Raw genomic sequence first — 15,356 nt, forward strand, 5'->3', positions numbered from 1 at the left:
TTTCCATACTCACTTTTTTCTTGTAATATTGACTCAAAAAGTGGTACAATCCTATCATCATGAATATTTTAGAATATGAAAACTATCAGGAAAAAATTTCACATGGCGATCCTTTATTTCCTTATATCACATATCTCTGCTCAATTCCGTTAGATTTCGGGTATGTGCCGATGCACTGGCACGATGAGATGGAAATTATCTATATAAAAAAAGGAAAAGGCACGATCACGGTCGATTTCGCCCAGCACACGGTAACTGCAGGAGACATTGCCCTGATCCTTCCGGGACAGCTTCACTCGATCGGGCAGTTTGAGTCTGAATCCATGGAGTACGAAAATATCATTTTTCACCCAAACATGCTGATCTCCAAGAAAACGGATACCTGTAATACGGATTTTTTAGTTCCGCTGATCTCCGGCAATGTCTCCCTGCCGCTTTTGTATACACCGGACAGTCCGCATTATGGGGAGATTTCTACCTGTATCGATGCAAATGATGAGATATGCAAAACTTATCCGTCCGGTTATCAGCTTTTTATCAAAGGGCAGCTTTTTCTGCTGTTTTATACTTTGTTTCATAAGTGCAGCACAAAAGAACTTTCCGGCAAAGACCGCAGCAAGTCTTTAGAAAAAATGAAGCTGATCCTAAAATATGTAGAAAACAATTATATGGAAAGGATCACGATCGAAGATATCGCAAACGAAGTGGACTTAAGCCAGTCCCATTTTATGAAATATTTTAAAAATACCATGGGAACCTCTTTCGTCGATTATCTCAACGAATACAGGCTCACCATGGCATCAAGACTTTTGATCTCCTCCGACTCTTCAATCCTTGCGATCGCATCGGAAGTCGGTTTTGAAAATCTTTCTTATTTTAACCGTATTTTTAAGAAACGCTTCGGACAGACCCCCCGCGAATACCGCAGGCGGCAGACGCCGGATACGGTTCATTCATAAGCCTGACATCCACTGTCAGGCTTTGCGCCTAAGATCCTGTCATGTCCGATCACGCAGTAAGATGAGCAGCAGCCACCGCCGGCCCAATCAGATTCTCATAGAACTCTTCTGCCGGCTGTGGTCTGCCGAATAAGAATCCCTGGATATAATCCGGATCTAACTCTGATATCTTTTTAAACTCACTCTCTGTCTCAATTCCCTCAACACAGAGCGTCAGCCCAAGTTTGTGCGTCATCGTGATGATCTGTGTCATCAGATCGTGTTCGTACTGGTTATTTAATGCTTTTAATGTAAAGGAACGGTCGATCTTGATATAATTCGGTCTTAGATCACCAAGACAGTGAAGATTGGAATATCCTGTTCCAAAATCATCTAAAATTACAAGTACACCGTTTTTCTTTAATCCATCCCACAGTTTTTTGAAATGTGTATTAGAATCCAGATAACCACTTTCTGTCAGCTCAATTCCTACTGCGGACGGTTCAAGTCCGTAAAGACGCAGTGCTGTCAATATCTCTGTCAGGACACGGCTTTTCATGACCTGCACATAGGACAGATTGATATTGATCCTGAAATCAGGAATATATTTCTGCCATCTGCTGCAGGTTGAGATTGCCTGATGAAGCATCCATTTTCCTGCCGGAATGATCAGACCGGTTTCCTCCAGCAGCGGAATAAATTCTACCGGAGAGATACGCTCCCAGCGGACTGTATCTTTTGCCCCGTTTTCATCTTCCTTTACACATACCACTTCTTTTTCAGACTCTCCCGCCTGAATTTTTTCCGGCATGGAAAAACGCATCAGTGCCTCTGCACCGACCAGCCGGCGTGTCTTTGTGTCCACGATTGGCTGATAATAAGTCTCAAATCCCTCAAATCCATGATTTACTGCATGATGAAGCTGGCGTGTGATCTGTTTCTTCCGTAGAAAACCGTCATAATCTTCCTTCATAAATATATAACAGCGGTTCTTTCCCAGATCTTTGGCAGTGTTAAGGGCATACTCGGACAATTTCATGATATTTTTGTATGTTCCGGATGTCTTTGCTGTATCGACAGCCCCCGCAGATATGGTAAATACAGATTTATATCCATTTTCCTCAATAAATACGTCAAGACTCTTCCGGATTGCTTTATAGAGTTCCGTTGCTGCTTCCATATCACCACCGGAAAAATCAACAACCATGAACTCATCTGCTAATACACGGTACAGCTTCTGCCCCGGTTTGATATTAGCGCTGATACAATCTGCCGTACTTTTTAAGATATAATCGCCATACTCCATTCCGAAGTCACCATTGATATCCCGAAAATCATCAATGCCAATACGAAGGAAAAATCCATCCGGCAGTCCGTCCCCAAACTGCTCCACATAAGCCGAAAGGCTCGATTCACCAAGCAGTCCGCTGACATTGTCTGCCTTTTGTTTCTGACCGATCTCATTGATACATCCAACCAGAAAATGTGGTCTTCCGTCAGCGTCATTTAACACACGCCCCCTGCAGTTGATCCAGACCGGATGCCCCTCACGGTCTAACCACCGGTAATGCATATTATGAAAAACAATCTCCCCTTTCATAATACGGTTAAACTCTTCATCCAGACGCGGCTGATCCTCTGTGTACACAAATGTATGATGCTCTTTTGCTGCATTGTCAAAAGTTTCTCCCGGTAAAAGGAAACGATCTGTCGCATGTTTTGAGATCTTATAAAAATCTTTCTGCAGATCAAACACATACAGATAATCGTCCATACACGGATTAAACAATTCCACGATATATTCCATCTGTTCTCTTGAAAAACTATTCATCATCGTGTCCATCTTCTTCTCCATTTCTGCAAATCCAAAAAATTTTCATTTACAGTTCGTTGTTTTTATTTTTCCAAAAATATATGGTAATATTCGTTTACTATCGCTAATACGGAAGCAGATAATATCCAAGTACACCGCTTACAATCCCCACTGCTGCGCCTGCTGCGACATCGAGTACCGTATGAACACCCCCGATTACCCGGATCACTGCGATCAGAATCCCTGTCACTGCAAGTATACAACCTGCCACCGGATTCTTTACAAATACCGTAACAGCAATCACAAATACAGAAAACACATGACGGCTCGGAAACGATTTTCCACTGGTATCCTTGTCTAACACCGGCGGAATGCCGTATTTTTCATAAGGTCGCGGTTCATTGATAATCTTACGTGACACCGACACTACCACAAATGAAACCGCCGGTACCAGTACCGCCTGCAGCAGGAAAGTATCTCCTAAAAAAAACAAATACAGCAGATAAAGCGGATAACTGAAAAAAACGATCCCTGTAAAAATCCTGTTTGCCCAGACGATCCGGCAGATTTTTTTTTTATCCTGTAAAAAGTACCCCATCATCTTCCGGTAAGTCTGCTGCGTCATGATGAGACCTCACTTCCCACAACCGATAAAAATGCACCGATAAAAATACAGAAATCTGAGATATTAAATATGATCCCACGCAGCCACTTCGGTCCAAAATTAAACTTCACATAATCAACCACATACCCTCTGGTATAACGGTCCAGCAGATTATTTAGCCCTCCACCGACAAGTAAAGATGCACCTGTCTTGCTCAGACGGTGCCCCGGCATACGAAGCAGGAAATAATATAAAACTCCGACAAAAAACATGATCACCGTATGCAGCGTGCGCATTACACGGGGCTTTTTTGCCAGGAAATTAAGTGCAGCCCCGCGGTTATAATATTTTTCGATCAGAATCTTATTCCGCCGCCTCGGATGCACCACATATCTGGCATATTTTTTATCCATATGGTGCTTGATCCACAAATCAGAACCAAATACAATCCCTGCTAGTAATATATATGGCATGCAAATCTCCATTTCTAAACAATCTGTTGTGTCTGTTGTATTTCTTCCTATTATAATGCTTTTGTTTCAAAAAGAAAAGTACATAACCATATTTTATTTATCACTTTCCAAGTGCCTTTTCCAACTCTTCGATCACGATCTTAAGTGCCTTGATCCTTGCATACCGCTTGTCTACCGACTCTAAAATATGCCACGGCGCATACGTGGTACTTGTTTTCTGGATCATTTCATTGACCGCATCTTCATACTGATCCCATTTTTCACGGTTGCGCCAGTCCTCATCTGTGATTTTCCACTGCTTCTGCGGTGTATTCTGCCGCTCATTGAAACGTTCCAACTGCGTATCCTTATCGATCTGCACCCAGAACTTGATAATGACAGCGCCCCAGTCGTGCAGCTCTTTTTCAAACTCATTGATCTCGTTGTAAGCACGTTTCCAGTCATTTTCACTGCAGAATCCCTCAAGGCGTTCTACCATGACTCTGCCATACCAGGTACGGTCAAAGATCGCAATATGCCCTGTCTTTGGCAGCCTTGTCCAGAAACGCCAGAGATAATGTCTCGCTTTCTCGTGCGGCTCCGGACTTGCGATCGGATGTACTTCATAGCCTCTTGGGTCCAATGCGCCTGTGATCCGTTTAATATTGCCACCCTTTCCTGCCGCATCCCATCCCTCGTATGCAATGATAACCGGAACCTTTTTACGGTACAGACGGTTATGAAGTTCTCCTAATCTGTGCTGTAATTGTTTCAGCTCTTTTTTGTACGCATCTTCTTCCATCGTCTTATCCAGTGGAATCTCAGATAATAACGGCATTTTTTTCATGGAAAATACATTCTGTAAGATCGGTACTGCCATCGCATTATTGGCAAGTGCCACATCAATTCCCTCTGTCAGAATCTCAAGTGCCTGCAGCTCTGTCCATTTTTTTGATTCTGCATCAATGATATACCATGGTGCCGACGGCAGATTCGTTTCCTTTAAATAGGAATCAAATGCATCTGAGCATTTTTCATAGTGATCATTCTGCCAACGGTCATTTTTACTGACACGCCATCTGGTATCCTTCTCCTTCGACAGATGCTCTATACGTTTTTCCTGCTCAGATTTGGAAATCTGCAAAAATAATTTCACAACAAGATAACCGTTGTCTGTCAGCTGACGTTCAAACCGCTTGACACTCTCAATACGGTGCGCATATGCCTCATCGCTGATCTTTTCGTGCAGTCTTTCTTTCATGATCTCGTCCATCCAGCCGGAATCTAAGAAACTGAACTTGCCGTTTTCCGGAATCTTCACAAAATGACGGTACAAAAACGGCTTTCTTTTTTCCTCCTCCGTCGGTGCTGACATTGATTCTACCTTAAAAAATCGCGGATCGATATTTTTGATGATCTGACCGATCAGAGAACCTTTGCCTGCGGTTCCCCAGCCTTCGACCAGCACAAGTACCGGCAGTCCGTGTTCTTTTACCTTAAGCTGCTGCTCCTGTAATTTCATCCGTGCATCCTTAAGCCGCCCCTCTAATTTCTCATCCGACGGACGCTCTGGTTTTTCCCATTGTTTTAACATGCAAAACCCTCCATTCTTTCATGTTTTATTTTCACGTTCATCCAGTTCTTCTTTCTTTAGTTTTTCACATTCATTCTGAAATATCAAGCATTTTCATATTTTTTCAAAAAATATGTTTTCTGTTTATTAATTGTAAAAAAATGTGTCTTTTTTCACAGATTTATAGTATAGTAAAGATAGATAAATATTAAAGTTTTGTATGGTTTTTCCAACAGGAATCCATGCTATAAGGAGAACGCCTATGCTGGTTACATTAATACCCCTATTTGATGAAAACATAAAAGTCAGCGCATATTCTCTATATACGCAGAAAGCGAATTTCCTGCTTCACCCAAATCTTTTAGGAAGCGGAAGCAATGACGGTGCCGCCCAGATTGAAGGGTTCGAACTGATCTTAAATATGGGGCTTGAAACACTTTCCCCTGCAAAAGAGATTTTTGTTCCGGTCAATGAAATATCGATCTTTTCCGATATTCCTGCACAATGCGGTCTGCCACACGAATTTTTCGTATTACTGCTAAAAGGAAATATTCCATGTACACCAATGTATATTGACCGTGTAAAAGCGCTCAAAGAGATGGGATACCGTTTTGCCATCCGTAAACTTCCTGTATCAAGCTATGAGGCTTATCATGATCTGCTCACACTGATGGATTATGTCATGTTAGACTGTGAACAGATCGATATCAGTAAAGCCCGTATTTACTTTAATCAGGTTTATCCGGATATCAGACTCTGTGCTTCAAACATAACAGATACAGAGACCTTCGATGCGATCCGTCAGGATAAGAGCTGCTGCCTTTATGAGGGAAGTTTTTACAGACTGCCTGTCACAAAAGGAACACACAAGGTAGCTCCATTAAAGATCAATTACATTGAACTTATGAATCTGGTCAATACAGAAGACTTTGACCTGACAAAAGCAGCAGACATTATCGCTCATGACACTGCGCTTGTCATCTCACTTCTTCGTATGGTCAATCATATGGCTGTCAACTCGGAGATTACTTCTATCCGGCACGCGGCTGCCATGCTCGGACAGAAAGAGTTGAAACGCTGGATCAACACAGCCGTTGTCAATCAGTTGTGCTCTGACAAGCCAAACGAGATCACGCGTTTATCCTTGTTACGTGCAAAATTTGCCGAAAATCTCGCTCCTGCATTTGAACTTGGCGGAAAGGCTTCCGAACTGTTCTTAACCGGACTCTTCTCCGTGCTTGATATTATCCTCGACAAACCAATGGAGGAAGCACTATCCCTTGTCAAGGTTTCGCATGACATTGAAGATGCACTCATCCGGCAAAGCGGCATTTTTGCAGAACCGTTATATTTTATCAAACAGTACGAGGCTGGCAACTGGTCTGAAGTTTCAAGACTTATGATCTTAGAAAATCTCGATACACAGACCGTATATGATGCCTATATTGATGCCCTGAAATGGTACCGCGAGCTGTTTTCCGATACCTACCGGAGCTGATGCGCCAGGCATTTCGCTTCTTATAAAAATATGGGTGCAAAATCTGGTTCATAACTTAAAGACTGTCAAATTGCACAATCATAAATTCAAAATCCAGATTTTGGCACCCATGTTTTTTATTTTTCATTCTTTATCCGGTTTTTCTTTACAACTTTCTGTCTTGTGAATTCTTCCCTCTCTTTTTCTTCCAGATACTCCTGTATTTCACGCGACAATTTTTCATATTTCGGAATCGTAATATTCGATAGCGCATTTGCACGCTTCTGTGTTTTTTTTATATTATATGCAAGACGGTAGGCAGAATTTTCAACCTCTGCAAGGCGGATGGTAAGCTCTTTTACCTTTTCAAACTGCTGACATGCCTCATCTAACGACATTCTTGTATGATAAAAAGAATACGCAGGGGTCTGCTTGTTTTTTTCATACTCTACCTTTGGAATCTCCGTACCCATGACACTGCGGCGCTTGATACGGATGGAATTTTCCACCGGAACTGCCTTTGCGATCTGTTCTACCTGATGGATTCCCATCTGAATATTGGCTTTCTGCAATGCCTGATAGGCATTGGAAAATGTCTCATCGATCTGACTCTGGATATCCGACGCTTCCGTAATTAATTCCATCAATTCCCGGATCAAGATATTTCTTTTTTTATCCATCAGATCGAATCCCTGTCTGGATAATGCAAGCGCATTTTTTGCCAGTATGAGGTTTCCTTTCGTCGGAAACGTATTCGGATCCATGCGTCATCCCTCCCTGTAAAAAAATTTGCGGTGAACAGAATTATTCTTCCCTGTCCCAGTACTTTTCAAGGATCTTTGTATCAATACGGTCTAGCTCTCCGCGTGGCAGAATATGAAGCAGTCTCCATCCGATATCAAGTGTCTCTGTCATTGAACGGTTCTCATCTTTTCCCTGCCCGATAAATTCTTTTTCGAAAGCTGTACCAAACTTTAAATACTGTTTATCGGTATCGGAAAGTTCATCCTCACCGATAACACTTGCAAGATCTCTCGCCTCTCCCACACGGGCATAGGATGAAAAGAGCTGATTGGCAAGATCCTGATGATCCTCTCTCGTGTATTTTTCACCAATGCCGTCTTTCATCAGACGCGACAAAGACGGCAGCACATTGATCGGCGGATAAATATTTTTCTGGTGAAGTGATCTTTCAAGTACGATCTGACCCTCGGTGATATAACCGGTAAGATCCGGGATCGGATGCGTGATATCATCATTTGGCATTGTCAGAATCGGGATCTGTGTCACAGAACCGGCCGATCCTTTTACGATTCCGGCTCTCTCATATAGAGCTGCAAATTCACTGTAGAGATAACCAGGATATCCTTTCCGGCTTGGGATCTCACCTTTCTGTGCCGATACCTCACGCATTGCCTCCGCAAACGATGTCATATCCGTCAGTATTACAAGAATATGCATATTTTTTTCAAACGCAAGATATTCAGCAGCAGTCAGAGCCACCTTCGGCGTGATCAGACGCTCTGCGACCGGATCATTGGAAAGATTTAAAAACATTGCAACATGATCACTTACACCACATTCTGCAAAACGCCGTTTAAAATATTCCGCCACGTCATATTTTACGCCCATTGCCGCAAACACGACTGCAAACGGCTCATCCTCATTTTCCCCGTCTCCTAAACTTGCCTGCTCTACGATCTGGGCTGCAAGCTCGTCATGCGGCAGACCGTTACCTGAAAAGATAGGAAGCTTCTGTCCACGGATCAGTGTTGTAAGACCATCGATCGCAGAGATACCGGTTCTGATATAGTTTCTTGGATATTCCCTGCTGCACGGGTTCATCGGCTGACCGTTCACGTCGCGTACAACCTCGGCACGTACTGCCCCAAGCCCATCAACCGGCTGTCCTAAGCCGTTAAACGTCCTTCCTAAGATCTCCTCTGATAATCCCACACAAAGTGGTCTGCCGGTTAACCTTGCATGCGTATTTAAAAGAGACATTTCCTCCGTGCTCTCAAATACCTGAACGACTGCATAATCATCATTGATCTCTACAATGCGCCCTAATTTTTTCTGTTTTCCATCCACGACCAATTCCACGATCTCATCATAGAAAGCACCTTTTACGCCTTCCACAGCAACTAACGGTCCATTGATCTCACTTAATCCCAGATACTCAATCGCCATACTAATCTCCATTCCTGCACTGCCCTCAGCGCATCTTAAGTTCGTGCGCAAACACAATTTATGCGTAGTCAGCCGCCTTTTATGCGTTTTCTGCCATCAGATGCTGATAAAATTCTTCAATTCTGTCATCATACAGATTCAGCTGTTCTAACTTGTCATTTGCCACATCATATTTAATGGATATGATCTTCTCAAATATATCACTTTCGCGCAGAAGCGCCATCGGCATATTCCGGTCGATCAAGGCTTTGCACCGGTCATACAGATGAAGGATGATCTCCATCATGCGAAGCTGTTTTTCCATCGGCACATAGGTATCTTCCTTATGGAATGCGTTCTGCTGCAGGAATCCAAGCCGTATCACACGTGCGATCTCAAGCACCAGCTTCTGGTCATCCGGGAGCACATCACTTCCGATCAGCTTTACGATCTCATTCAGACGATTTTCCATGGTAAGCAGATTTAAGATCTCATTCCGGCACTGTACAAATGTCGGTCCGACATTTGTTTCATACCATGCTGTCAGATCCGGAATATATTCGGAATAACTGGTCAGCCAGTTGATCGCAGGATAATGTCTCGCATAGGCAAGTGATTTATCAAGCGCAAGGAAACAGCGGACAAACCGCTTGGTATTCTGTGTGACCGGTTCCGAAAAATCGCCTCCCTGTGGGGAGACTGCTCCAATGATCGTCACACTTCCATCCGAACCGTTTAGATTTTTCACATATCCGGCACGCTCGTAAAATGCAGAAAGCCTTGATGCTAAATATGCCGGGAAACCTTCCTCTGCCGGCATCTCCTCAAGTCTGCCCGAAAGCTCACGCAGTGCCTCTGCCCAGCGCGATGTGGAATCTGCCATGATCGCCACATGATATCCCATATCACGATAATATTCTGCCAGTGTAATGCCGGTATAAATACTTGCCTCACGTGCTGCTACCGGCATGTTGGAAGTATTTGCGATCAGTGTGGTACGATCCATCAGAAGGTTGCCGGTCTTTGGATCGTTTAACTCACCAAATTCCTCTAAAACGTTGGTCATCTCGTTTCCACGTTCCCCGCAGCCGATATAAATGATAATATCTGCATCACACCATTTTGCAAGCTGATGCTGTGTCATGGTCTTTCCTGTTCCAAATCCTCCCGGCAATGCCGCCGTACCGCCCTTTGCAATAGGAAAAAGTGTATCTAAGATACGCTGTCCCGTCACAAGCGGTCTGTCTGCCGGATACCTGTCTGATACCGGGCGCGGTTTACGGATCGGCCACTCCTGTGTCATGGTAAGTTCTCTTGTTCCGCCATCCTCCGTCTGTATCGTAACGATCCCTTCACAGATCGTATATTTTCCATCCGGTTTTACAGCTGTTACCGTCCCGGATACTCCGGGTGGAAGCATCACACGGTGTACGATCGACTTTGTCTCCGGTACCTCTGCAATAACAGAACCTTCTTTTACCTGATCACCAGCCTGTACCGTGATGTGCGTCTCCCAGAGTTTCTCTCTGTCCAACGCATCCGCCTGCGCACCTGTCGGGATAAATGCCCCGCTTTTTTCTGCAATCTTCTGCAGTGGACGTTCAATACCGTCAAAGATATTATTTAAGATTCCAGGAGCTAATTTTACACTGATGGCACTGCCGGCACCGATAACTTTTTCCCCCGGCTTTAACCCGGAAGTCTCCTCATACACCTGAATCGTCGTTTTCTCTTTCGTCAGCCGGATCACTTCCCCGACTAAATGTTTCTCTCCGACATATACCATCTCATTCATTTTATAACCGAGATTTCCCTGTATCGTGATAACCGGTCCGTTAATCCCATATATCTTTCCTGTTATACCCATGTCTGATCCTCTCACTACTATCCGTTTTCAGGCAGCCTATTGCTGCGAAATATTCCTGCAAATCAGTCTCTGCCCTAAGACAACTCATATCATATCCAGCAGGTTTCCTGTGCGCGTCTCATTCTCTCCGCAAACGATTCATCGATCAGAACGTTCTTTGACGGAATGACAGCCCGTATGCCACCGGAAAATTCATCCTCGGCAATCTCTACCTTACACCCACTCTTTTCCTGCAGCACTGTCTGCCTTTCCCGATCCGAGGGACTGATAAAAATTATCATTTCCTCACCCTGTGCAAATTCTTCTGCCTTCTTAATCTGGGCAAGTAAAAATGTCTCATATCCGTCTGTCTGCCGGTATGATGCGAGCTTCTTTGTTACTATTTCAAATAATTCTCTGGTTTTCTGCTCTCTTCGTGCCTGGTAATCTTTTTTCCAGGTCATCATCTGCTCCGCAGCCTGACGGTTTACTTCTTTTTTCTGTTTTTCTAAGAAAATACGTCTTGAGCTTTCAAGTGCAGCACGGCATGACTGTTCATGTTCTTCCATCGCCGACTGATAAATATTTTTCTGCTCGCCTAATATCGCCGCACTCTGACTGTTTGCAGCACCGATCGCCGCGCCATAAAAAACTTCCAGTTTTTCATTGATCTCCATGCATCCATCCCCCGTTTACAGCTTCAGTCCGATCGCCTGACTAACATAATCCGTAATAAAATTCTTGCTTCTGCCACTTCCGTGCCGGTCCGGGATCTCCACAAACAAAGGCGTTCTCCGGTTTAATTTCAGATCGCTCACCAGTTCTGGAAAATCCCTGCCTAACTTTTCTGTCAGCAATACAATGCCTATATCTGCCTGTCCCGTCACAAAGGTAAGTGCCTCTTCTAATTCTTCTCTCTCATGTACGACCACTCCCTCAACACCGGAAAGCCGCATCCCCGTATATGTGTCTATATTGTCGCTGATCAAATACATCCTCATGGAAATCCGCCATCCTTTCCGTCTCTTTTATCCCAGAATGGAAAATGAGATCAAAAGACCATACAGCGCAATAGATTCTGCCAGTGCAACGAAAATGAGTGCTTTACCCATAATACCGGAATCCTCGCTCAATGCTCCGATTGCTGCGGAAGCTGCACTTGCAACTGCAACACCTGCACCGATACAGGAAAGTCCTGTCGACAGTGCTGCTGCCATATATCTCCAGCCCTCCGCTGCAGAAGCTGCCGTATCCGATGCCGCATAAATATGTCCGCTAAAGAGCAGCATGTCTGCCACCACAACCGTTCCAAAAAACAATACCAGATTTACCGCAAGGGACGCTTTAAAACTTTTCTCTTTCTTTTGTCCAAGATAGTATCCCAAAAAAGGGATCACCATACTGAAAATTAAAATTGCCACCAGTGTTATTTTTGCTGCCATATCTTTTCTCCTCCTATTTTCGTTTTCCGGAAAAAGCCACAAATGGTTTTCCTGTTCCCTGATAAAATCTGCTGAACATCTCATAATATTCAAGTCTTAATACCTGAATCCCTACGACAAGTCCTTCCAGTCCTGTCACGACAATATTTCCAAGTACCACAACGATCCAGTTTGGCGAACCGCTCTCATATCCGGCAAGTGTCAGTACTACGCCCATCATTCCCGCATGGCTTAACGCAAATGCGCCAACACGGACAAAGGATATACTGTTTGTTGCATAACTTAATACCACGTCAAACAATTCCACAAGAGATTCGACAAAAAACATTGCCTTGCTCTCTCCTTCCGGAAACAACTTCTTCTTTCGCTCGATCAGATTCGTAAGCGGTTCCTTCAAAAGAATTGCGATGAGCGGCACCCCGATCAGGACACCAAGAATACCAGTCGCCGGAACCGGTCTGCCCATCACGTACAATACAATACAAAGGACTACACAGCCATAACATATCATTCCTGCAATTCCGCTCGGACTGAATAGAATGCGCCCCAGATCCTTTGCACGCACTGCATTGATGATATTTAAAACCATCGCAACCAGGATCAAAAACATTCCAAAGCCGATCGCCAACATAAGCGTTGTCATGATATTATCCATCGGACGCATCCACACAGGTTTTAGTATTTCCTCAAATCCAAACACACTGCCATACATAAATCCAAATACGGTAGACCAGATGCCTGCTAACGAAAGGATTGCTCCAAGATTCATATGTTTTATCTTATAAAAAACAAACCCTCCGATCAAAAGACATAGTCCCTGCCCGACATCCCCGAACATAATACCGAACATCAGCGTATAAGTAAGGGCAATAAATATCGTCGGATCCATTTCCTGATATGCCGGGAGTCCGTACATTTCCACAAACATTTCAAACGGCTTAAACAATGCCGGATTCTTTAATTTTGTCGGCGGACTGACGGACATATGCTCCTCCACATCCTCCTCCATCACATGGATCTTTGGATCTTCCACTGTCTCTTTTTCTAATTTCACGGCATCTTCCGCACTCATCCAGCCATATAAAATATAATATTCTGTCTGTTCTCCCGGTTTTCTTCCCGGTGTTGTACAGACCGCAAATTTACGCACATCAAAATTATTACAGTAATGTTCTAATGCAGCACATGCACCTGCAATTTTCCCGGCATGTTTTTCTAACGTATCATGAAGCTGTTTTTTCAGCTTCTGCTCTTCCTCATCATATGCCTGTTTTTTCTGCAATGCCTCCTGATAAGCACTTTCCGGCGTTCCATCAAAAGAATCCGGTATATAGATACGCTCAAAATGAAATGACAGGCACACTGCATCTACTTCTTTTGCGTAGACTCTCGGCACAAAATAGCCGCCCCACACATATGCCTCATCGCTGTCACATTCATAAAACAGTACATGATCAGTATCATGGATATAACGTTCGAGTTTCTGATAATGTTCTCTTGCGATCCTTCCAAAACGGAATGCGATAAACTGAAATTCCAGAATTTTTTTAAATTCATAATCAAGTCTTCGAAATGGTGAAATCTGATCCATCAGACTCTGATTCTCCATGCGTTCCTTCCGCACTTCTTCCTGACGTTTTACGATCTCGTCGGTCAGACGGTACGCGGCTTCCACTACTTTCTCTGCTTCTGCAGGTTCCATTTTTACCGGTACGGCATAATCTGCTGTCCCACCCGGCTTATCTTTGATATGCTCCCACAATGCCTGTGCTTTTGTACAGGCATCCTTGTAGATATTCGTCTCGGCAAACGGTCTTACATGACCGGATATGCCAAACCCGGATGTGGCATTTTCAAAATGTATCTCATATCTGCTCAGATACTGCTCCATTACACGGTCGATATCATTTTTCGGTCCGGTAATATGAAGCAGTTTCATTTTCTCTACCACTTGCACCCCTCCATCCTTTACATTGCAAAAATAAGATTCCGTATCTCATACGGCGGTATGTGGTAACGGATTCCCTCAAGTGCCGTCGTCAGGCGATCGATCTCATGCTCTTTCTCATACAGATAACGCAGAACCGGTGCCACAGACATTGGATGCTTTTTACATATTTTCTCATATGTCCTTATCATGACCCGCTCCCACGTCAGTTCATCCTCCGGCTCAAGCACTGCCTGTTTTCCACGAAAATATGCAGTCTGCCGGACAAATTCCACAAATTGCTCTGCCGATTCTGTTTCTAAAAGTCTGTTTGTCTCCGCAGGCTTTAAACGGTAGCTTACCGGTATCCGGTGCTTTTTCATATCCGCCTCTCCCATCGAATAAAACCGCTTTGCCCGGTACATCCACATCAGATTCTGCCAGTCGATCTCTGTTCCGAAAATCTGTTCTAAGATCTGCCTCGTTTCTTTGTCGGAAACCTTTGCGATCTCTTTCCATATTTTCTTATAGTAATAAATATCAAGTGCAAATGCATAATCCGCGTAGTTTTGTCCTGTTTCCATCTCTAATTCCCTTAACAGAGCTTCATATTCCGTTCCAGCCACCGCCTGTATCAGCTCCTGCACACTGCATGCCGCCATCACTGCTCTTAAATCAAAATCTGCATGCCGCTCAAAAAAACCTCCGCTTAAGGTAAGCTCACGTCCGTTTCCTTCCATCGCAGACTGCAGACAGTTTTTAATCACATTGACCTGATAGCGTGAAAATACAAACTGCAATGCACTTCTTGGCTGCACACCGGAAAACCGGTATAACTTGCAGTAATCCATATACAGTGAATCCCTTATCACCGCTTCTGCCTGACCACGGTGTGCCACTTCCCCGTGCCGCTCAAATACCGGTGCATATGCAGGCTGTTCCCGCAAAAAAGCAATAAAATCTGTCACAGATTCATATTCCGAAACTACCGCATAATCATCCGCCTCAAGCAGTCTTGCACGCATTGCTTTAGTCTTTGTCACCAGACCGCTGTACTCTAACAATCCTCCTGCCATTATCTTCCCCCATTTCGCCATGCTATCAGCATTTTCTCA

At 44.0% G+C, this 15,356-nt stretch carries 14 protein-coding genes; 2 read left to right on the forward strand and 12 right to left on the reverse strand.

Annotation, left to right across the window (positions count from 1 at the left end):
* The first annotated feature begins 59 nt into the window (after positions 1-59).
* On the forward strand, positions 60-959 hold the full coding sequence (locus DW650_RS12030) for an AraC family transcriptional regulator (protein WP_118210051.1): 900 nt from the start codon (positions 60-62) through the stop codon (positions 957-959).
* Between the two features lie 49 nt (positions 960-1,008).
* Here DW650_RS12030 and DW650_RS12035 read toward each other — a convergent pair whose 3' ends face one another.
* From DW650_RS12035 to pap, 4 genes are all read right to left on the reverse strand, one after another.
* On the reverse strand, positions 1,009-2,781 hold the full coding sequence (locus tag DW650_RS12035) for a GGDEF and EAL domain-containing protein (RefSeq protein ID WP_243102944.1): 1,773 nt from the start codon (positions 2,779-2,781) through the stop codon (positions 1,009-1,011).
* 94 nt (positions 2,782-2,875) lie between these two features.
* Positions 2,876-3,376, reverse strand: a complete 501-nt coding sequence (locus tag DW650_RS12040) for a phosphatase PAP2 family protein (protein WP_117921496.1) — start codon at positions 3,374-3,376, stop codon at positions 2,876-2,878.
* Positions 3,373-3,828: a signal peptidase II gene (locus tag DW650_RS12045; protein WP_117921498.1), complete on the reverse strand. Its 456-nt coding sequence runs from the start codon at positions 3,826-3,828 to the stop codon at positions 3,373-3,375. Before DW650_RS12045 ends, DW650_RS12040 begins: the two co-directional genes overlap by 4 nt.
* A gap of 100 nt (positions 3,829-3,928) precedes the next feature.
* Positions 3,929-5,401, reverse strand: a complete 1,473-nt coding sequence (gene pap / locus DW650_RS12050) for a polyphosphate:AMP phosphotransferase (RefSeq protein WP_117921500.1) — start codon at positions 5,399-5,401, stop codon at positions 3,929-3,931.
* 241 nt (positions 5,402-5,642) lie between these two features.
* Between pap and DW650_RS12055 the strand changes: the two genes are divergently transcribed.
* Positions 5,643-6,878 carry an EAL and HDOD domain-containing protein gene (locus DW650_RS12055; RefSeq protein ID WP_117921502.1) on the forward strand — a complete coding sequence of 412 codons (1,236 nt, stop codon included), beginning with the start codon at positions 5,643-5,645 and terminating at the stop codon, positions 6,876-6,878.
* Between the two features lie 116 nt (positions 6,879-6,994).
* On the opposite strand, the gene DW650_RS12060 is transcribed toward DW650_RS12055, so the two are convergent.
* The 8 genes from DW650_RS12060 to DW650_RS12095 form a co-directional block, all read right to left on the reverse strand.
* The gene (locus DW650_RS12060) at positions 6,995-7,621 is read right to left on the reverse strand and encodes a V-type ATP synthase subunit D (RefSeq protein ID WP_117921504.1); all 627 of its coding nucleotides are present in this window, start codon (positions 7,619-7,621) and stop codon (positions 6,995-6,997) included.
* 40 nt (positions 7,622-7,661) lie between these two features.
* The gene (locus tag DW650_RS12065; protein ID WP_118210052.1) at positions 7,662-9,047 is read right to left on the reverse strand and encodes a V-type ATP synthase subunit B; all 1,386 of its coding nucleotides are present in this window, start codon (positions 9,045-9,047) and stop codon (positions 7,662-7,664) included.
* A 79-nt stretch (positions 9,048-9,126) separates the two neighbouring features.
* The gene (locus DW650_RS12070) at positions 9,127-10,893 is read right to left on the reverse strand and encodes a V-type ATP synthase subunit A (RefSeq protein WP_118210053.1); all 1,767 of its coding nucleotides are present in this window, start codon (positions 10,891-10,893) and stop codon (positions 9,127-9,129) included.
* Positions 10,894-10,982: 89 nt separating this feature from the next.
* Entirely contained in the window at positions 10,983-11,549 is a 567-nt protein-coding gene (locus DW650_RS12075) for a V-type ATP synthase subunit E (RefSeq protein WP_118210054.1), read from the reverse strand.
* A gap of 15 nt (positions 11,550-11,564) precedes the next feature.
* On the reverse strand, positions 11,565-11,873 hold the full coding sequence (locus DW650_RS12080) for a V-type ATP synthase subunit F (protein ID WP_117921512.1): 309 nt from the start codon (positions 11,871-11,873) through the stop codon (positions 11,565-11,567).
* 27 nt (positions 11,874-11,900) lie between these two features.
* Positions 11,901-12,314, reverse strand: a complete 414-nt coding sequence (locus DW650_RS12085; RefSeq protein ID WP_117921514.1) for an ATP synthase subunit C — start codon at positions 12,312-12,314, stop codon at positions 11,901-11,903.
* A 13-nt stretch (positions 12,315-12,327) separates the two neighbouring features.
* A complete protein-coding gene (locus tag DW650_RS12090) occupies positions 12,328-14,265 on the reverse strand; it encodes a V-type ATP synthase subunit I (protein WP_243102945.1) in 1,938 nt (645 codons plus the stop codon).
* Between the two features lie 17 nt (positions 14,266-14,282).
* On the reverse strand, positions 14,283-15,317 hold the full coding sequence (locus DW650_RS12095) for a V0D/AC39 family V-type ATPase subunit (protein ID WP_118210055.1): 1,035 nt from the start codon (positions 15,315-15,317) through the stop codon (positions 14,283-14,285).
* Positions 15,318-15,356 lie beyond the last annotated feature (39 nt).

The sequence above is a fragment of the Roseburia sp. AM23-20 genome, assembly GCF_003470905.1.
Classification (GTDB): domain Bacteria; phylum Bacillota; class Clostridia; order Lachnospirales; family Lachnospiraceae; genus Roseburia; species Roseburia rectibacter.

Excerpts from the sequence above, each read along its gene's own strand:
- DW650_RS12030 (WP_118210051.1), top strand. The coding sequence starts at position 60 with ATGAATATTTTAGAATATGAAAACTATCAGGAAAAAATTTCACATGGC.
- DW650_RS12035 (WP_243102944.1), bottom strand. The coding sequence starts at position 2,781 with ATGGACACGATGATGAATAGTTTTTCAAGAGAACAGATGGAATATATC.
- DW650_RS12040 (WP_117921496.1), bottom strand. The coding sequence starts at position 3,376 with ATGACGCAGCAGACTTACCGGAAGATGATGGGGTACTTTTTACAGGAT.
- DW650_RS12045 (WP_117921498.1), bottom strand. The coding sequence starts at position 3,828 with ATGCCATATATATTACTAGCAGGGATTGTATTTGGTTCTGATTTGTGG.
- pap (WP_117921500.1), bottom strand. The coding sequence starts at position 5,401 with ATGTTAAAACAATGGGAAAAACCAGAGCGTCCGTCGGATGAGAAATTA.
- DW650_RS12055 (WP_117921502.1), top strand. The coding sequence starts at position 5,643 with ATGCTGGTTACATTAATACCCCTATTTGATGAAAACATAAAAGTCAGC.
- DW650_RS12060 (WP_117921504.1), bottom strand. The coding sequence starts at position 7,621 with ATGGATCCGAATACGTTTCCGACGAAAGGAAACCTCATACTGGCAAAA.
- DW650_RS12065 (WP_118210052.1), bottom strand. The coding sequence starts at position 9,047 with ATGGCGATTGAGTATCTGGGATTAAGTGAGATCAATGGACCGTTAGTT.
- DW650_RS12070 (WP_118210053.1), bottom strand. The coding sequence starts at position 10,893 with ATGGGTATAACAGGAAAGATATATGGGATTAACGGACCGGTTATCACG.
- DW650_RS12075 (WP_118210054.1), bottom strand. The coding sequence starts at position 11,549 with ATGGAGATCAATGAAAAACTGGAAGTTTTTTATGGCGCGGCGATCGGT.
- DW650_RS12080 (WP_117921512.1), bottom strand. The coding sequence starts at position 11,873 with ATGAGGATGTATTTGATCAGCGACAATATAGACACATATACGGGGATG.
- DW650_RS12085 (WP_117921514.1), bottom strand. The coding sequence starts at position 12,314 with ATGGCAGCAAAAATAACACTGGTGGCAATTTTAATTTTCAGTATGGTG.
- DW650_RS12095 (WP_118210055.1), bottom strand. The coding sequence starts at position 15,317 with ATGGCAGGAGGATTGTTAGAGTACAGCGGTCTGGTGACAAAGACTAAA.